The 18,456-nt window shown below is 38.6% G+C and carries 14 protein-coding genes, 3 tRNA genes and 1 pseudogene; 9 read left to right on the top strand and 9 right to left on the bottom strand.

All coding sequences use genetic code 11. The annotated features are described in order from the left end of the window. Positions 1-143: 143 nt before the first annotated feature. Positions 144-2,870, top strand: coding sequence for an aconitate hydratase AcnA (acnA, locus tag OW492_RS11955; protein ID WP_290040214.1), 2,727 nt, complete (start codon positions 144-146; stop codon positions 2,868-2,870). A gap of 311 nt (positions 2,871-3,181) precedes the next feature. Then, positions 3,182-3,355 (top strand): helix-turn-helix transcriptional regulator, encoded by a 174-nt coding sequence (locus OW492_RS17045; protein ID WP_354669233.1) that lies wholly within the window; start codon positions 3,182-3,184, stop codon positions 3,353-3,355. Positions 3,356-3,471: 116 nt separating this feature from the next. On the opposite strand, the gene OW492_RS11950 is transcribed toward OW492_RS17045, so the two are convergent. From OW492_RS11950 to murB, 5 genes are all read right to left on the bottom strand, one after another. Then, positions 3,472-3,546: transfer RNA gene (locus tag OW492_RS11950), tRNA-Gly, on the bottom strand. Between the two features lie 91 nt (positions 3,547-3,637). Further along, positions 3,638-3,721 (bottom strand) — tRNA-Tyr (locus OW492_RS11945). 10 nt (positions 3,722-3,731) lie between these two features. Continuing rightward, a tRNA-Thr gene (locus OW492_RS11940) sits at positions 3,732-3,807 on the bottom strand. Between the two features lie 117 nt (positions 3,808-3,924). Then, positions 3,925-4,896 (bottom strand): bifunctional biotin--[acetyl-CoA-carboxylase] ligase/biotin operon repressor BirA, encoded by a 972-nt coding sequence (gene birA / locus OW492_RS11935; RefSeq protein WP_290040213.1) that lies wholly within the window; start codon positions 4,894-4,896, stop codon positions 3,925-3,927. Continuing rightward, positions 4,889-5,950 (bottom strand): UDP-N-acetylmuramate dehydrogenase, encoded by a 1,062-nt coding sequence (gene murB, locus OW492_RS11930; RefSeq protein WP_290040211.1) that lies wholly within the window; start codon positions 5,948-5,950, stop codon positions 4,889-4,891. Before murB ends, birA begins: the two co-directional genes overlap by 8 nt. A gap of 88 nt (positions 5,951-6,038) precedes the next feature. Between murB and OW492_RS11925 the strand changes: the two genes are divergently transcribed. Then, on the top strand, positions 6,039-6,476 hold the full coding sequence (locus tag OW492_RS11925) for a GNAT family N-acetyltransferase (RefSeq protein WP_290040210.1): 438 nt from the start codon (positions 6,039-6,041) through the stop codon (positions 6,474-6,476). Here the strand turns inward: OW492_RS11925 and msrB are convergent. Beyond that, positions 6,473-6,889, bottom strand: a pseudogene (gene msrB / locus OW492_RS11920) (peptide-methionine (R)-S-oxide reductase MsrB); the annotation flags it as partial. The gene OW492_RS11925 and the pseudogene msrB overlap by 4 nt on opposite strands. Positions 6,890-7,117: 228 nt before the next feature. Here msrB and OW492_RS11915 point away from each other — a divergent pair. After that, positions 7,118-7,747, top strand: coding sequence for an MBL fold metallo-hydrolase (locus OW492_RS11915; protein WP_290040208.1), 630 nt, complete (start codon positions 7,118-7,120; stop codon positions 7,745-7,747). A gap of 69 nt (positions 7,748-7,816) precedes the next feature. On the opposite strand, the gene OW492_RS11910 is transcribed toward OW492_RS11915, so the two are convergent. Next, the gene (locus OW492_RS11910) at positions 7,817-9,028 is read right to left on the bottom strand and encodes a DUF945 family protein (protein ID WP_290040207.1); all 1,212 of its coding nucleotides are present in this window, start codon (positions 9,026-9,028) and stop codon (positions 7,817-7,819) included. A gap of 580 nt (positions 9,029-9,608) precedes the next feature. Here OW492_RS11910 and cobO point away from each other — a divergent pair. Beyond that, positions 9,609-10,217, top strand: coding sequence for a cob(I)yrinic acid a,c-diamide adenosyltransferase (gene cobO / locus OW492_RS11905; protein WP_290040206.1), 609 nt, complete (start codon positions 9,609-9,611; stop codon positions 10,215-10,217). Between the two features lie 105 nt (positions 10,218-10,322). Here cobO and prlC read toward each other — a convergent pair whose 3' ends face one another. Beyond that, positions 10,323-12,374: an oligopeptidase A gene (prlC, locus tag OW492_RS11900; protein WP_290040204.1), complete on the bottom strand. Its 2,052-nt coding sequence runs from the start codon at positions 12,372-12,374 to the stop codon at positions 10,323-10,325. Positions 12,375-12,578: 204 nt separating this feature from the next. On the opposite strand from prlC, the gene OW492_RS11895 reads away from it, so the two are divergent. Beyond that, a complete protein-coding gene (locus OW492_RS11895) occupies positions 12,579-14,567 on the top strand; it encodes an ATP-binding protein (protein ID WP_290040202.1) in 1,989 nt (662 codons plus the stop codon). Between the two features lie 49 nt (positions 14,568-14,616). Here OW492_RS11895 and yihA read toward each other — a convergent pair whose 3' ends face one another. Continuing rightward, positions 14,617-15,297 carry a ribosome biogenesis GTP-binding protein YihA/YsxC gene (gene yihA / locus OW492_RS11890; RefSeq protein ID WP_290040200.1) on the bottom strand — a complete coding sequence of 227 codons (681 nt, stop codon included), beginning with the start codon at positions 15,295-15,297 and terminating at the stop codon, positions 14,617-14,619. Between the two features lie 488 nt (positions 15,298-15,785). Here yihA and yihI point away from each other — a divergent pair, with 488 nt between their 5' ends. The 3 genes from yihI to hemN all read left to right on the top strand — a co-directional run bounded on the left by yihI (position 15,786) and on the right by hemN (position 18,456). Continuing rightward, complete coding sequence (gene yihI, locus OW492_RS11885) at positions 15,786-16,358, top strand: Der GTPase-activating protein YihI (RefSeq protein WP_290040198.1); 573 nt, start codon at positions 15,786-15,788, stop codon at positions 16,356-16,358. A gap of 12 nt (positions 16,359-16,370) precedes the next feature. Continuing rightward, entirely contained in the window at positions 16,371-16,850 is a 480-nt protein-coding gene (locus OW492_RS11880) for a DUF2489 domain-containing protein (protein WP_290040197.1), read from the top strand. 238 nt (positions 16,851-17,088) lie between these two features. Further along, positions 17,089-18,456, top strand: a complete 1,368-nt coding sequence (gene hemN, locus OW492_RS11875; RefSeq protein WP_290040195.1) for an oxygen-independent coproporphyrinogen III oxidase — start codon at positions 17,089-17,091, stop codon at positions 18,454-18,456.

Here is an 18,456-nt window from a genome sequence, read left to right as displayed (position 1 = left end):
GTAATGCCATTGGCTGTAGTATTTTTATTACATTGTTAAATTATAGGCAGATAAGAGGTCTCAATAAGTAATCAAACATCATCCAATCACAACTAGATTGAATTTTACAATTAAAGCATTTTAAGCGTAATAAGGAGAGTAAAGTGACATCATCAAACAAATACTTATCAAACTTGACGATTAATGGTAGAGATTATAACTATTTCGACTTATCAAGCTTAGATATTGATATTAATCGACTTCCTTTAACTGCAAAAATTTTATTAGAAAATTTACTCCGCCACAGTGAGCAACTGTATGTGAAAGAGGATGATATTAAAACCCTATCCCAGTGGGATACTAAAGCTGCACTTGATACAGAGATTGCATTTGTCCCATCACGTGTAATTTTACAAGACTTTACTGGTGTCCCTGCTGTTGTTGATTTAGCGGCAATGCGTAATGCGATGCTTGAACTCGGTGGCGATGCCAATAAAATCAATCCCTTAAAACCAGTAGACTTAGTCATAGACCATTCGATCATGGTAGATGAGTTTGGTAAAGCAGACTCCTTTGAAAAAAATACTGAAATTGAAATAGCACGAAATAAAGAGCGTTATCAGTTTTTAAAATGGGGACAAAGTGCATTTGATAACTTTAAAGTTGTCCCTCCAGGCAAAGGTATAGTACATCAAGTTAATTTAGAGTTCCTCGCAAGAGTCACCTTTGTTGATGATCAACATGATACTCCCCTGCTCTATCCAGATACCTTAGTGGGAACCGACTCACACTCCACCATGATAAATGGACTAGGAGTACTAGGCTGGGGCGTTGGCGGTATAGAAGCAGAAGCAGCGATGCTAGGTCAACCTGTCACCATGTTAATTCCAGAAGTGGTAGGAATGGAATTGACCGGGAAATTACCAGCGGGTGCAACAGCAACAGATTTAGTATTAGCCGTCACCGAAAAATTAAGAGCACATGGCGTAGTCGGTAAGTTTGTTGAATTCTTTGGCTCAGGCATACAACACTTAACCGTGGCTGATCGCGCAACGATTGCTAATATGTCACCTGAATATGGTGCAACCTGTGGTTTATTCCCAATTGACGAACAAACATCAAAATACCTCGAGCTAACGGGAAGAAGCCAAGAACAAATCGATATCATAGAAGCCTATGCAAAAGCGCAAGGTATGTGGGGAAGCGAGTCTCAGAAAAATACTGAATACCATGCCCAAGTTAGTCTCGATTTAGAGAAGGTAGTTCCTGCTATTGCTGGCCCTAAGCGCCCACAAGATAGAATTAATTTAGACCAAGCAGCATCAGCTTTTGAAGACTGGATTAAACAACAAAAAGAGTTATCAATCATTCCTGCGGAACAACAAAACAAACGTTTTGATGATGAAGGTGGCGCTAAAAATATTGGTTCAACAGCGGTAGCGCCCAAAACATCTGCCTCTTATCACCTAAAAGGACAAGATGTAGAGCTGCATGAAGGCGCAGTGGTCATCGCGGCCATCACTAGTTGTACTAACACATCGAATCCATCGGTACTGGTGGCTGCCGCCTTACTCGCTAAAAAAGCCAATGCATTAGGGTTAACCGTCAAGCCTTGGGTAAAAACCAGTTTTGCACCTGGCTCACAAGTGGTAACTGAATATTTAAATAATGCAGGTTTATCAACAGAGCTGGATAAACTGGGTTTCAATTTAGTAGGTTATGGTTGTACCACCTGTATTGGTAATTCAGGGCCGTTAGCAGAGCCAATAAGTAATGCGATCAAAGAAAATGATTTAACCGTTACTTCGGTATTATCTGGAAATAGAAACTTTGAAGGTCGCATCCATTCAGATGTGAAAGCCAATTACTTAGCGTCACCACCACTTGTTGTTGCTTATGCGTTAGCTGGCAATATGAAAATGGATATTGCTAATGAAGCATTAGGCATTAGTCATGAAGGGAAGCCTGTTTATTTGAAAGACATTTGGCCAAGTCAGCAAGAGATACAAGACATTGTGACTCGCGTGGTCAACAAACAAATGTTCTCGGATAAATATGGTTCAGTTTACGATGGTGGCGATAGTTGGAAAAACCTCGAAACCGTTGATAGTGATATTTATAACTGGCCGACAAGTACCTATGTTAAAAAACCAAGCTTTTTTGACAACATGAATGTGCAACCTGAACCAATAAAAGCGATTGAAAATGCACGTTGTTTATTAAAACTAGGTGACAGTGTGACAACCGACCATATCTCACCTGCCGGCTCTATCGGAAAAGAAACGCCAGCGGCCAAATACCTTGTTGAAAACCAAGTACAAGCAAAAGACTTTAACTCGTACGGTTCAAGACGCGGTAATCATGAAGTAATGATGCGAGGTACATTTGCTAACGTCAGGTTAAAAAACCAACTTGCCCCCGGCACAGAAGGCGGATTTACAACTTATCAACCTGAAGGCAAGCAGATGACTGTATTTGAGGCGGCACAACAATACACGGCCAATAATGTATCTACAGTCGTGATTGCAGGTAAAGAGTACGGAACAGGGAGTTCTCGCGACTGGGCAGCAAAAGGACCTTTATTATTAGGCGTAAAAGCGACCATTGCAGAAACCTATGAACGCATCCATCGCTCAAATCTGATCGGTATGGGTATATTACCGTTACAATTTAAAAAAGGTGAAGGGGCTGAAAAGTATGATTTGGATGGTACCGAATCTTTTTCAATTGAAGCGATTACAGCAGAACAAAAACAAGTCACCGTTAATGTAACCAAAGAAAATGGAGACGCGTTTTCTTTTGAAGCAGATATCCGTATTGATACCCCGAATGAATTTGAATACTTCCGTCATGGTGGAATACTTCAATATGTAATGAGATCACTGCTTTAATTGATTATAAACGTTATTTAGCCATCAACAGGCTCGAAATCCATCACACAATATTCTTGATAGGTTTCGAGCTTCCATAACCCATTCGGGTATTGTCAACTTATGTAACCAGAATGACTAAAGGCTGATTAATTCAGCCTGAATCTAAATTTGGGCCACCTCTAACTCGCCTCCATTCAGAGGAGGAGCGTTCTCGAAACACCCAATAATATTTTGCTTGTATTAAATGACGGCCACCCCATGACAACTCAAAAACCGTTGCGCTCGGCCTTGTGATTTAAACTTACGCATCTGTTGTTCTTGTTGCCGAGTTGGCTGATATATTTAGAGGTGTCGGAGTTGATAGAAGCACTGCAACGAGAGTATGCCATGATACAAATAATCGCATTGATTTTGAAACGCTAGAACTACTATGCAATTATTTAGATTGCACTGTGGGAGAGTTACTTGAAGTTTACAGTGAGCAAGATAAAAATAATTTATAAAGGATAAAGATAGGCTTGGGCTACAAGAGGGCGACTTTTAGTCCCTCGGTGATTTTCAATAGATGCTAGAAACAAAAAAACCAAGCATAAGAGCTTGGTTTTAAAGTATAAATACTTGGAGCGGGCAGCGGGAATCGAACCCGCATCATCAGCTTGGAAGGCTGAGGTAATAGCCATTATACGATGCCCGCAAATATTGCATCGGTAGCGTTAGCTACATAGCAAAAAACAATGCTATTGCATTGTTCTTTACTTACTCACTGTGACAAGTGAGATAAAATATGGTGGAGGGAGGTGGATTCGAACCACCGAAGCTTTCGCGACAGATTTACAATCTGTTCCCTTTGGCCACTCGGGAACCCCTCCAGGACTTAGATGGTGCCGACTACCGGAGTCGAACTGGTGACCTACTGATTACAAGTCAGTTGCTCTACCTACTGAGCTAAGTCGGCGCTGTCTAAGTGCCGCGAATATTAAAGAACTTGAGCTTGCCTTGCAAGTGTTTATTAGCAAAAAAACACAGTTTTTTGTTTGTTTGCTCAAAAACAAATCAATTTTGTTAATTTAGCCTAATTATTCGCCAAACGTAGTGATATTTCACCACCGATGTATGGAGTGACTTGTTGATCAACCTCTAACAGCAATGCCCCCTGCTCGTTGATTCCTCGACAAATTCCTTTTTGGATTTTGTCAGCCATAATCAAATTAACGTCCTGATTCAAGAAACAATCTAGTTCAAACCAACGCGCTAAAAATGGTGCGAGCCCTTTTTCTTCATAATCAGCTAACAAAGTTTGTAATTCAGTAATCAATAACCCAGACAGCTGATTACGATCCACGGGTTGGGAGTTAATAGTATTAAGATCGGTCCAGGGTTGGTCAATGGCACCGGCTTGATGTGCAGGCATCCTAATATTAATACCAATCCCAATCACACAATGGCATACCTCCGAAGCTTGCGCGTTTAACTCAATCAATATACCAGCAAGTTTTTTCCCTTGGTAATAGAGATCATTAGGCCATTTTAAACCCACACCATGAATACCAAGCTTCTCTAGGGCATTAACCACTGCAATCCCCACCAGCAGGCTTAAACCAGAGGCTTTTTCGATACCAGCTTCTAAACGCCAATAAATAGAAAAATAGAGATGCGATGCAAACGGTGAAACCCACTGCCTACCACGTCTGCCACGTCCAGCAGTTTGACACTCGGTAATACACGTTTGTCCATTTACTAAATTTGGAATTTTATCCAATAGATATTCATTAGTAGACGGTAAAATTTGCTCCACATGAACATGAGTCACACCACTAATGTCACGAATCGCTTGTTGGTTTAACAAAGCTAGCGGTGTTGCACTGCAATAACCTTTACCGGTAACTTTGTAGATATCTAACCCAATCTCTTGCAATGCTTTGATGTAGTTATTAACAGACGTTCTTGATACACCTAATAACTCACCTATTTTTTCACCAGAGTGAAACTCGCCATCAGCTAACAAAGCCAGTAGTTTATTGCCTTTTTCATTTAATTCAGACATTGCCTGTAACCTGTAATAAGTTGGTTTCACCCTGTGCGCCAATAAATCGCACCTCATGCTCTAATAATACTGCAAATTTTTGTAATACTTGCTCTCTGACAAACCAAGCTAATTGAATAACATCATCAGCAGTAGCTCTTCCATCTTCATTAATCAAGACTAAAGCTTGTTGTAGATGAACCGCTGCACCACCAATCTTATGACCTTTTAAACCACACTGATCAATTAACCATCCTGCCGCTAATTTCACATTACCATCTTGCTGAGGGTAATGTGGCATATCTGAATGATGAGATAATAATTGATCACTTAAATATTCACTGACAATGGGATTTTTAAAGAAACTACCTGCATTGCCTAACACTTTAGGATCAGGCAGTTTCTCAGTACGGATACGACAAACACTATCAAATATTTGCAGTGCACTTACTGACTCTTCGGTTTCATTTAAACCTTGTAGCAGCCCGTATTGGCAATGTGCTTGCCATTGCTTAGGGAGTTTCAATGAAACTGAGGTAATTAATACACGATCTTTTAACTCACCTTTGAAGATACTGTCTCGATAGGCAAACTTACATTGTTCGTTAGTTAAAGAATGAATACTGCCATCCACTAAATCGATATAATCCACTTGTTCACAAAAATCTTTTAGTTCAACACCATAAGCACCAATGTTTTGTACAGGTGCAGCACCAACTACCCCCGGAATTAATGCCAAATTTTCTAAACCATTGATGCCTTGTTCTACCGTCTGTTCAACAAGCTGATGCCAGTCTTCACCTGCGGCGACTGCTAATAAGTGATGTTCAGATGTTTCTGTGTGCTTAATGCCCATTAACTCAACTTTAATCACTAACCCATCAAAGTCATCACAAAATAGCGTGTTACTTCCACCACCTAATACCAAAATAGGTCGGCTCTCTTCTCTTGTTTTTTTAATTAATTCTAGTAGCTCAGAAAGCTGAGATAAAGCGGTAAAATGGAAGAGCAGATGCGCCTGAGCATCAATTGAAAAGCTATTAAAGGCCTTGAGTGAGCTGTTTTTTTCAATCATGATAATCCTTTATGGTATTAATTTAACTGCGCGTACTTTTATTCATAATACCTTATCAAGCATTTGAAACAAATAAACAGGATTTTCGATGGATGTTAAGACATTACAATGTGGCGAACTGGATAAGCTACAAATCCCTTTAGTAAACCAATTTTATAAGCAGGTATACAAGAAAGGAGCAGCGAACAAAAGCGAACGGGTGTTTGTATTAAAGACAAACCAAATAATTTGTGCAGCAAGGTTAAAAGAAGTAGATGGTAATAAGTTATTAACTGGTGTTGCCTGCGACCCTGCTTATCGTCATCAAGGGTTGGCCAGCCAATTAATCCAATATATTTTAAGGTTACAAACGGAAACCGTTTATTGTTTTCCTTACCCACATCTACAGAGGTTTTATCAGCAGTTAGGGTTTCAATTACTGTCAGCGGAGTTGCTACCTGCCAAACTAGCCGAGCAGTATTCTCGTTACAATAATCGTCCCCCTTTACTATCAATGAGCTACAAAGTAAGCAACTCCACGCGTTAAGAAAATAAGTTTAATAAATGCTCATAACCTTGTTCTGCCATTTCCTCTTTTTTTACAAAGCGTAATGATGCTGAATTAATACAATAACGTAATCCCGTTGGCGCAGGGCCATCATCAAATACATGCCCTAAGTGTGAGTCGGCCTGTGCACTTCTCACCTCAGTACGTTGAGAAAACAGTTTAGTATCAACTTTTTCGGTTAGTTCGGTATTTTCAATCGGCTGAGTAAAACTTGGCCAACCACAATGTGCATCAAACTTATCTAAAGAGCTAAATAAAGGTTCGCCGGACACGATATCCACGTAGATACCTTCTTCTCGGTGATCCCAGTAGATATTGTTAAAAGGCGGTTCAGTACCTTCCAATTGAGTCACTTGGTATTGCATTTCATTTAATTGGGTTTTTAATGCATCCTGTGATGGCTTTTCAAATTTGCTCATGCGATTTCCTCTCTCTTATAGGTAGTCGATAGTACGATGTTTTCAATAAAAGAAAAACACACAAAGATTACGGTCATTTCTTTGAAAAAGACCACCTGTGGTTATTTACAAGTCCATTAGCAACAATTTAATTATGTGTTCTTCATTTCAAGCAGGTAAAATATCCCTCATATTCGATATAATTAAGTATAAGGATTTGTAATGAAAGTCGTGGTTATCCCCGTTACCCCTTACCAGCAAAACTGCAGTTTAATCATTTGTGAAGAAACCAAAAAAGCAGCGATTATTGACCCCGGCGGAGAAAGTGAACGTATTTTAAGTGCGGTGAAAAATTATAATGTGACTGTGGATAAAATTATCTTAACACACGGACATTTAGATCACGTAGGTGGCACAGAAGCACTGTTAGAAAAACTCGATATTCCAGTACTTGGGCCTGAGAAAGAAGATGCTTTCTGGCTACAGCAACTCGAAACACAAAGTACAATGTTTGGTTTTCCACACACCACTAGTTTTGAACCAACAAAGTGGCTGGAAGAAGGTGAAGCGTTGAAGGTAGGGAATATTAAACTCGATATTTTACATATCCCTGGCCATACACCGGGTCATATCGCTTTATTTGACGGCAAAAGCAAACAAGTTATTGTTGGAGATATTTTATTCAATGGCGCAGTAGGGCGTTCAGACTTCCCGCGTGGCAATCATCAACAATTGATCTCAGGTATTAAACAGAAATTGTTAACATTGCCACAGGATACTTTGGTTTACCCAGGTCATGGCCCAACCACAACCATTGGCCAAGAGCAAAAAAACAATCCTTACTTACGTTAAGGGGCATTAACGAATAATCACTTTGTGTGGTGGTTATTCGCAGTTTTAATGCCTATAAAACTGACCAAACTACATAGGTATGACTCGATCGTTTACTATCAACTCCCCTCTATCTAAAGTTGCCTGTAAACTTAATTTATCTGCGTCTTGAGCCAAGATGCCATTGTTTAAAGCCATTTGTAAAAAGCCTGTAAAAGCAGACTCCCCAAGTAACGATTGCGGTAAGCTGAGATTTAAAGTTCCATTACTGTAATCAATTAACATCAGTGGATTATTAGTAACAGTTTGTAACGCAACATTCGGTTGAACATCCACTTTCAAGTTAGCACTCACTTGCCCCCAAGGCGTTTTTGAATGGAGCTTATCCAAATCAACATTTACACCTAAACTCACTAAGTAACTTAAAGCTTTGTGCATAACCTCAGGATCATCGATATTCATCTTCAACTCGTTCAATGCTGCAATATTCAATTTATTAAGCGCTAAAGAGAGCTCAGTATCAGTAAACGTTTGTGGTCCATTGTGTAAACTTTTCACTTTCCATGTATTTTGGCTATTCAGTGTTAATCGGTCATCGGCGGTTGTACTCGCGCCACTTAAACTAGCCTGTTGTAAGGTCAGCTGTTTATCCGCACGTTGAAAATCAAACTCTCCAATATCAGCTTTGTATTGATAATCGACGAGATTCGCAGCCTCTAATTTGATAAAAGAAGCGACAATAGAGATATCCTTTGCCGCAAAATGATCGCTTTCTACCACACCATTAAAACCACCCCAGTTCAACTTCATATCACTTTGTTGGTTTTTTAAGTCGTAATCATAAGTTAATGTTAATGGCCCTGTATTTAACGTCTCTTGTGACGTTTCATAAAGACCTTTAGGTAGAGATAGTTTGCCTTGTACTTTACCAAACACATTAATTTCTTCTGTAGAACTAAACCAATCTTCGGTTTGGAAGAAAGTGTTCAACTTATTCTGCAACGCTTGATCAGATAATTGCATTGTATTCACAGAACGAGCTTTATAAGGGTAATGAGTAATATCAGATGCCATTATAATCTCTAACGGCGCGCGCTCTGGCAGAGAAACTAACACTTTAAAATCTGCGTGAGCATGAAAGAACGACTTGTGATAATCAAGTAACTGAACATCCACATCAGGGCTATCAAGTTGAGCAATTTGCTCCTTTAATGTTTTTTCTATTTGAACGCCAACAAAGTAAGTGCTACCCAATAACAGACAACCTACGATTAATATACTTATAATGAATAATTTTCTCATTATAACCTCATCAAAAAAGCGGATAATTAAGACACGCTCAAATCAATAGAAAAGAGAGTGAGATTTACCTCATTATTTATGTAAAACATTATAGATTACAATAGTCAGAGCACATATAGAGGTAGATTTGACTAAAATAAATTAAATCAAACTGCAGTGTTAACCGATTTACGTAAATAAGTTTGATGATAGAACCTATCTCTAGGGGCTTTTATGACCCCTTCTAGTATTGCTTCAGACAGGCGTTGCGATAACTTTCAGGATTCCATCAGACAAAAATATTCATGAGTAACAACTTAAATCAAACCTAAAAGGATTAAAGAGCGTAAGTAATAACAAAGCGGATGCTGGTTTATTGCGGGTATGAGCTTTACAATGTCGTTAATTATTAGCGATATTATCTGCAAAGAGCCGAAGTCTCTGATGACTGTTAAAGAGCAGTTTCACTGACCTCAACCATTTCAGGTATTATTGATTACATTATATTAATGAAAGCACTAAAGCGGAGTAAATGCATCACGCAACTCCACTATTAAAAGTCTGCCCTTGTAGGCTTTATATTATTGATAAGGAACACAACATGGCTACTGACCAAATCTCAGAAGAAAAACATTTAAAGAAAATGAAAGCAGTGAAAGAAAAACAAGATCAAAAGATCGCTGCTGCTAAAGAAGAGCGTGGTGTCAGTATTTTATTAGCCGGCCCAGGTAAAGGTAAAAGTAGCTCTGCTTTTGGTATGTTAGCGCGCTCACTAGGACATGGCCATAAAGTTGCAGTAGTCCAGTTCCTAAAAGGTGCGATGTCGACAGGCGAAGAAAAGTTTTTTAACAGTCATGACAATGTTGATTGGTACACTATGGGTGATGGCTTCACTTGGGAAACTCAAAACCGTCAGAATGATATTGCCAGTGCAGAGAAAGCATGGAAAAAAGCGGAAGAATTGCTTGCTGATGATTCATACCAGTTGGTGATTCTAGATGAAATCACTTACATGTTTAAATATCAGTACCTTGAACTACAACCAACACTAGATGCACTTAAAAATCGTCCTCGTGACATGAATGTAGTATTAACCGGTCGAGGTCCAAAACAAGAATTAATCGATGCGGTTGATACTTACAGTATGATCCTTGCTGAAAAACATGCTTTTAAAGATGGCGTAAAAGCACAAGCTGGCATTGAGTGGTAATAACCATACTACTAGGTAATCGCTACAGCTGATTAAAACAAAAAAGGGCTTGTCGTATTATAACGACAAGCCCTTTTTAATTGCAGCTAGAACTGTTCGTCCAGCTTACTGAATACCTGAATGACGTAATAACGCATCAATTGATGGCTCACGTCCCATAAAGTTTTTAAACAAGGTCATTGGTGCTTCACTCCCCCCTTTCTCAAGAATGTTATTTAAGAAAGAACGCCCTGTCTCTGCATCAAAGATACCATTTTCTTCAAAACGTGAGAACGCATCTGCAGATAATACTTCAGCCCATTTGTAACTGTAATAACCAGCAGCATAACCACCAGCGAAAATATGGCTAAAACTATGTTGGAAGCGATTAAATGACGGTGCATTAATCACTGCAACTTTGGCTCTCACTTCACTTAAGACCACTTGTGCTTGGCCAGTATGACCAGCCTGATACTGATGATGTAACAAGAAATCAAACAGTGAAAATTCAAGCTGACGAACCATTTGTAATGCACTATTGTAATTTTTAGCCTGTAACATCTTCTTCAATAAATCAGATGGTAAAGTATCACCCGTATCAACATGTCCGGAAATTAACGCTAATGCTTCTGGTTCCCAACACCAGTTCTCTAAAAACTGACTTGGTAGCTCAACAGCATCCCATGCAACACCATTAATCCCAGCTACACCAGAGGCTTCAACCTTGGTTAACATATGGTGAAGACCGTGACCAAACTCATGGAACAGCGTTACTACTTCATCATGCGTAAACAACGCTTCTTGTTCACCCACTGGTTTATTAAAGTTACAAGTTAAGTACGCCACTGGTAATTGTAAACTACCATCAACCTTACGGCGGCGACCTCGACATGTATTCATCCATGCTCCACCACGTTTGTGCGCGCGAGCATATAAGTCAAGATAGAAACTACCTACTAGCTCTTTTTGACGGTTATAGATTTCAAAAAAACGCACATCCTGATGCCACACATCGACGTCTTTTGACTCTTTAATGTTTAAATCAAATAGGCGATTTACAACGTCAAATAAACCCGATACTACTCGGCTTTCTGGGAAGTAAGGGCGGAGCTGTTCATCAGAGATTTGGTAGCGTTGCTGTTTTAACAGCTCTGCATAATAGCTTAAGTCCCAAGACTCTAACGTTTCTAAACCATCTTTTTGTCGAGCAAAGGCTAATACTTCATCTCGTTCTTGTTCTGCTTGCTTTGTTGACTTTTCAGCAAGTTGAGTTAAGAAATCAATCACTTGATCGGGTTCGTCAGCCATTTTAGTTGCTAAGCTGTATTCGCCGTAATCATTAAAATCAAGTAACTGTGCTAGTTCATGGCGTAATGCTAAAATTTGCTCAATGATATCGCTGTTATCAAACTCATTGGCATTTGGTCCTTGATCTGAAGCACGTGTCGCAAAAGCCGTGTACATCTCTTCACGTAGTTCACGATTTTCAGCATAAGACATTACCGCTAAGTAGCTTGGGAAATCTAAAGTAAATAAGTACCCTTCTTGCTCTTTTTCTTGCGCCGCTTGTTGTGCCGCTGCAATCGCTGTTTTTGGTAAACCAGCTAACAGATCAAGATCTGTCACTAATTTACTCCACGCTAATGTCGCATCCATAACATTATTGCTAAAGGTTGATTGTAACTGCGAAAGTTGTTGTTTAATTTCACCGTAGCGTTTTTGTTTTTCTTCACTTAGTGCAATACCCGCTAATTTAAAGTCGCGTAGTTCATTTTCAATGACTTTTTGTTGTGCGCCTGTTAATTCTGAGAAATCACTACTGTTAGCAATGCTGAGGTATGCCTCATATAAACCTTGGTGTTGGCCAACGTAAGTGCCATATTCTGAAAACAAACCAAGACAAGCATCATGTGCTGCACGTAATTCATCGTTACTGACCACTGAGTTCATGTGCGAAATTGGGGACCAAAGCTTGCCAAGATGGTCATCTGCTTCATCTAATACGGCAACAAAGTTATCCCAAGTGTAGGTATCTAGCTCAGCTAATTTTTGTTCAATTAAGGCTTTATTATCGGCAATAGTTTGTTTAACAATCGGCTCAATTTCAGCGATTTTTAATTGGCTAAACAAAGGAAGGCCATCTGTTTTTAATAAACTTGAATCTTTTATTGTAGTCATAGCATTCATCTTATCTGAGAAGGAACTAATAATATGAGGCTAAGAATCGTAAAATTCAAGGTATCAGCACCGTAAGCAAACATATATTTCGGGCAAATAACTAAAACTTATCTAATATAATGACTTAGCGACTCATAAATATTTTAAAGGCGAGGTCTAAATGGTAGTCTTACCTACAACGATTTGGGTAGTAGGTTCATATAAATGTTAAGAAATAAAATGCAATCATTAATTAATTTACAATCTTTTAGAATGAAAAATAGTTTGTCGATTCGTCTGTTTTCTTACGTTTTAGTATGCAGCTTTGCGCTGGCTGTGATTATTACCCTATTACAGCTATTATTCGATTATCAAAATAACTTAGCCAAAATTAATGCCAATATAGCTCAAGTTGAATCTAGCTTTGTAGAGCCCTTAGCAAATAGCCTTTGGAACTTTGATAAAGAACAAATCGAAGCCCAAAGCAAAGGCATTATAAACTTGCCTTATATGCAATACGTTAAAGTCTATGAAGTGGTGGGTAATACTGAAGTAGCTATTTCTCATCAAGGTATATTTCAAGAGAAGTATGACATAAGTGCAAAGTTTGATTTAGTACACCAAAGACAAGTGGTAGGCACATTATTTGTCGCGGCCTCTTTAGATCAGGTTTACCAGCAATTACTTGATAATGCGCTGTCCATCTTAGTTAACCAAACACTTAAGATCATGGTTGTTGCCCTCAGTATTCTACTCATTATCTATTACACTGTGATTCGACATATCAATAAAATCGCTTTGTACACACGTCATATCAAGCTTTCCTCTCACAATAAAAACTTGGTACTGGATGGACGAAAAGCCAACCTATCAACTTCCAATGATGAGTTAGATGAATTGGTTTACCTACTGAATAAGATGCAAAGACGGATCGTGGCAGAATTAACTGATAAAGAGATAGCCATTAATGAATTGCAACAAGAGCGAGATTTCTCAGCCACTATAATTAACTCCTCTAGTACTATCATCTGTTGCTTAGATGCAGATTTCAAAATAGCCACCATTAACCCAGCAGCGGTTATACTAACTGGTTACTCTCAAGAAGAGTTAAACCAGAAAAATTGGTTAGACATTTTTGTGTTAGCAGAGCGCCAACCTGAGTTACAAGAAAAGCTATCTGAAAATGAGCCTTTAGATGGGATTGAAATAGAGATGCACGACCAGATGGGGGAAGTAAATACCCTACTCTGGACCTTCTCAGCTTTCTATGAAGGCATGGATATTAAGTATCTAATTGGCTTTGGTCACGATATTACTCAGCAAAAACAAGTTGAACAGCAAATACTGCAACTTAACGATCAATTAGAAGATAAAGTCAATAAACGAACCGCAGCATTAACCGCAAGTAATGCGCAAATGGTACAGACTGTTGAGCAACTAAAACGTACCCAACAAACCTTAGTGGAGTCTAAAAAAATGGCTTCGCTAGGCAGTTTAGTGGCTGGCGTTGCACATGAGATTAACACGCCTATTGGTATGAGTGTGACCACAGCCTCCGCTTTACAAGAAGAGATTACAGCCTTGAATGAGCACCTTCATGAAGATGAAATTTCTCGATCTTATTTAAACCGTTTTGTAGAACAATCTCAAGAATCAAGTAAGCAACTACATAGTAACCTAAAACGAGCAGCTGAACTGATCAGCAGTTTTAAACAAGTTGCAGTAGATCAATCATCAGAATCTTGTTATTCATTTAACCTGAAAGAAAATGTTGAACAAGTCGCAATCTCTTTAAAACACAAAATAAAACAAAGTAAAACGCAGGTGCATATTGACTGCCCAGAGGCACTCTCTATGTATAGTTTCCCTGGCAGCTTTGTACAAATTTACTCGAACCTCATCATCAACTCTATTATTCATGGTTTTCACGATTGGCCAGGCGAACGCAATATTTTCATCAATATTGCATTACAGGATAAAACATTAATTATTGATTACCGAGATACTGGAAGAGGCATTGCTGAAGATATTGCACAACGTGTGTTTGACCCCTTTGTAACTTCTCAAAAAGGCTCTGGTGGCAGCGGTTTAGGTACACATATTGTTTACAATATCGTCAGTCAATTATTTAAAGGAAATATTGAATATATCGCTGAAGCAGAGGGAGCACGCTTTGTTATGTCTATTCCCTATCGTGCCAGTATGAACGGATAATAAAGAGGTATAAATCCCTGTCGTAGCCACTACAACAGGGATTAAATGGCTAGTTTTCGTCGTTTTCTTGTATTGGTGTTTCTACTGTTTCTTGTTCAACTTCAAGCAAATCATGTTCACCATACCATTGCGCAATTTTACGCTCTAATACATCAACACCTAACCCTTTTAATGATGAAAACAGTTCTACCTGTACATCGCCTTCAAAGTTTTTTGCTTCTTCACGCATTTTTAGTAATGTCGCTTTACGAGCACCCTGTTTCAACTTATCAGCTTTAGTTAATAGCGCTAACACAGGAATATTGGCATCGATAGCCCAAAAAATTAACTGTTGGTCTAGATCTTTAAAAGGGTGGCGAACATCCATTAGTACCACTAATCCTTTTAGTGACTCACGCTCTTGTAGGTATTCACCTAGCGACTTTTGCCATTTCAGTTTCATCTCTAATGGTACTTTCGCAAAACCATAACCAGGTAAATCAATTAAGCGTTTACCTTCTTCCACTTCAAACACATTGATTAACTGCGTTCGACCAGGTGTTTTACTGGTTCTTGCTAAGCTTTTTTGACGAGTAAGACGATTCAAAGCACTTGACTTTCCAGCGTTAGAACGTCCCGCAAAAGCAACTTCAATACCACTCTCAACAGGTAAATGCTTATCTAAATGACGAATATCTGGTGCACTAATTAAAAAGTGCGCTTTTTGAAAATGTATTTTTGGAAACTCCACGATATGCCTCATCTGTTTTATATAGCAATTTATTATATTCTTGAAAAACTATCTTATGACGGTTTTTATTTGTGCGCATTATAGCACGGCTAATTCAACAAACTTTAGGAATTAAATAGAGTGATGATGAAAATTTATTGCGCTCAAATTCCAGGTAATAGGATCTCTTCAGAATAAGTTAAGTCATGTTTCCTAGTTAACCGAAAGGTGATAAAAATCTTATGCTTAGCCTACACTCAATAGAAAGTCTCAGACGCGTTGTTTAGCTCATGAAAATGACTTATTAAATATAATTCTACAGCACATAGATTTAAGACCTAATAAATAGCCATTGATTAAGGTTGCTTGATTGCTAAGCACCCTACAAACCTGTTATTCTGCGCATCATTAACATCCCCAATTTTGGTGTGTAAACACCACTGTTCTTAATGTTATGAAATGTACTAATGGCATTAAGATAAAACTGATATTTAAAGGTAACTATAAACATGTCTCGTTCTAAAAAAAGCCGTACAGCGGGTAACAGTGACGCTAAATTTGATGGCCGTAGAAAAGAAACGTCAACACAAGCAAAAGAAGCACGTGAAAAGAAACGTAAAGAAAAATTAAAAGGTAATAAAGCCGGCAATCGTAATGCAGTTGAAAGCAAACAAGGTGCACAACAAAGCCAACGCCAAGCAAAAAATGACAAGCGTGTTGGCAGCAAGAAACCAGTTGCACTTACGCTTAACGACAAACCGCAAGAAGCGGTTAAGCCTAAAATCGATATGCAACCAAAAGTAAAAGTGGTTAAAAGCACACCGGCTCCACAAAAGGCGCCAGTTAAAATTTCACCAGAGAAAGAGTTAGCAAATATCGAAAATGATGACCGTTTGAATGACCTTTTAGAGCAAGCTGAAACTGACCAAGCTTTATCGAAAGAAGATCAAGCTTGGGTTGATCAGCAACTAAAACGCCACCAAGAACTAATGAAAGAGTTAGGTTGGGTGGACGATGAAGGCGAAGAAGATTTATTGCAACAATTTGAAGATGCAAGCTCTGCATTAGACGAGTTTAGATAGGTTAACCTTAATATGAATACAAGTATGATATTAGCAATTGTCGCTGTTGTCGTTATTTTAGCGTTGGCTTTTTATGCAGGCATGTTGCTTAACAAAATTAAAACCCATAAAGCGCGAGCATTAAAAGCAGAACAAGCCCAGGCTGAGTTTAAGCAACAAAAAATCCAAGAGCGAAATGATAATATCGTAGAAAGTATTCGTTTTATTGCTAAAGCGACCATGCAAAAGCAATGTAATGTATCGGAAGCTGCAATACGTTTAACGGTATTATTAGAAACCTTACAACTTGAAAAACCAGTTGATATTGCAGGTGACTACCCTGCTTTGACTGCAATGTTTGAAAAAGTTAAAGATATGCCAACCCATGAAGAGCGTAAGGCGCGTCCGGTAAAAGAGATTAAAATATTAGACGTGAGACGCGAGCTTTTTGAAGCCGAAATGGAAGAGGCGATCATCAAAGAAAGCGCACTACTCGCAGAATTTACTATTTAACCTCAGTTCTGAGTAATGGAAGCGAAACATTATATAAAATCAGATAATTAAATTATTTAACGCAGAAATCTGTATAAATAGCGGTGTTGACTCGCTTTTCTTATCCAGAATTGAAATTATTTAGTCTAAATCAATAGCACTTTTTATTAGCTAAGCAACTGATGCAGCTCAATAAAAACGTGCTATTTAGCTGTTATTCTACCCTCACTCATAACCAAAGCATAATAGAGAGTGATAGATGCAACAGCTGATTTGGGATCAAGCCCTAATTGAAAAATACAATTATAGTGGCCCACGCTACACTTCATATCCAACAGCCTTAGAGTTTAACGAAAGCTTTAATCAGAGCGATTTATCAGCAGCAACACAGCAATACCCTGAACGCCCTTTATCCTTATATATTCACATCCCTTTTTGTCACAAGCTCTGTTATTTTTGTGGCTGCAATAAGATTATTACTCGCCACCAAGAAAAAGCAGATAAGTACTTAGATTACTTAGCAACAGAGATTGCTCACCAAGCTAGCCGAATGAAAAATCGAGTAGTCACCCAGTTACACTGGGGTGGTGGTACACCTACTTTTTTATTACCCGCGCAAATAACTCGCTTAATGACATTGCTACGAACACATTTTAATTTTGCCAAAAATGCAGAGTTAAGCATTGAGGTTGATCCAAGAGAGATTGAATTAAGCACCATAGATCATTTAGCAAAAGAGGGTTTTAATCGTCTGAGTTTAGGGATTCAAGACTTTAATAAAGCGGTGCAAAAAGCGGTGAATCGCGAACAAGATGAGATTTTTATTGAACAGTTATTAGCGCGTGCGAAACAACAAGGTTTTCAATCCATTAACCTCGATATGATTTATGGACTACCGCTACAGAACCAACAAAGTTTTGCTTATACTCTACATAAAGTGCTCGCTTTAGATCCCGCTCGTTTATCTGTATTTAATTACGCACATATGCCTAGTTTATTTGCAGCTCAACGTAAAATTAATGAAGATGAGATGCCAAAACCGGCAGAAAAACTAGTTATGTTGCAGCAAACTATCGAATTATTAACTAACTCGGGTTATCAATTTATCGGCATGGACCATTTTGCTAAACCAGACGACGAGCTTGCACTAGCTCAACAACAAGGTAATTTACACCGTAACTTTCAAGGTTACACCACACAGCAAGAGGCTGATTTATTAGGAATGGGCGTCTCAGCAATCAGCCAAATAGGCGATTGTTACTCCCAGAACCAAAAAAAACTCAAGGCATATTATCAACAAGTTGAAGAACTAGGTCATGCTCAATGGCGTGGTATTCAATTAACAAAAGATGACTTGATCCGTCGTGAGGTGATCAAACAATTAATCTGTAACTTTAGTCTAAACAAAACCACCATCGAACAACAATTTACGATACAATTTGATCATTATTTTTCGCATGACATGCAATTATTAACGCCTTTTTTAGAGGATCAACTGATCACTATGGATAAACATCACATTCAAGTTTCAGCAACAGGTAAGCTTTTGATCCGTAATATTTGCATGTGTTTTGATGTTTACTTGCGTCAACAAGCACGCCAACAACAATTTTCTCGAGTTATTTAG

It is taken from the genome of Psychromonas sp. 14N.309.X.WAT.B.A12, assembly GCF_030397575.1.
GTDB lineage: Bacteria > Pseudomonadota > Gammaproteobacteria > Enterobacterales > Psychromonadaceae > Psychromonas.
Note: the sequence above shows the minus strand (reverse complement) of the source record. Positions and strands in the feature narration are given on the sequence as shown.

What these genes read in the sequence shown, in the direction of transcription:
- birA (WP_290040213.1), bottom strand. Translation starts at nt 4,896, where the DNA reads ATGTCTGAATTAAATGAAAAAGGCAATAAACTACTGGCTTTGTTAGCT.
- murB (WP_290040211.1), bottom strand. Translation starts at nt 5,950, where the DNA reads ATGATTGAAAAAAACAGCTCACTCAAGGCCTTTAATAGCTTTTCAATT.
- OW492_RS11925 (WP_290040210.1), top strand. Translation starts at nt 6,039, where the DNA reads ATGGATGTTAAGACATTACAATGTGGCGAACTGGATAAGCTACAAATC.
- OW492_RS11915 (WP_290040208.1), top strand. Translation starts at nt 7,118, where the DNA reads ATGAAAGTCGTGGTTATCCCCGTTACCCCTTACCAGCAAAACTGCAGT.
- OW492_RS11910 (WP_290040207.1), bottom strand. Translation starts at nt 9,028, where the DNA reads ATGAGAAAATTATTCATTATAAGTATATTAATCGTAGGTTGTCTGTTA.
- cobO (WP_290040206.1), top strand. Translation starts at nt 9,609, where the DNA reads ATGGCTACTGACCAAATCTCAGAAGAAAAACATTTAAAGAAAATGAAA.
- prlC (WP_290040204.1), bottom strand. Translation starts at nt 12,374, where the DNA reads ATGACTACAATAAAAGATTCAAGTTTATTAAAAACAGATGGCCTTCCT.
- OW492_RS11895 (WP_290040202.1), top strand. Translation starts at nt 12,579, where the DNA reads ATGTTAAGAAATAAAATGCAATCATTAATTAATTTACAATCTTTTAGA.
- yihI (WP_290040198.1), top strand. Translation starts at nt 15,786, where the DNA reads ATGTCTCGTTCTAAAAAAAGCCGTACAGCGGGTAACAGTGACGCTAAA.
- OW492_RS11880 (WP_290040197.1), top strand. Translation starts at nt 16,371, where the DNA reads ATGAATACAAGTATGATATTAGCAATTGTCGCTGTTGTCGTTATTTTA.
- hemN (WP_290040195.1), top strand. Translation starts at nt 17,089, where the DNA reads ATGCAACAGCTGATTTGGGATCAAGCCCTAATTGAAAAATACAATTAT.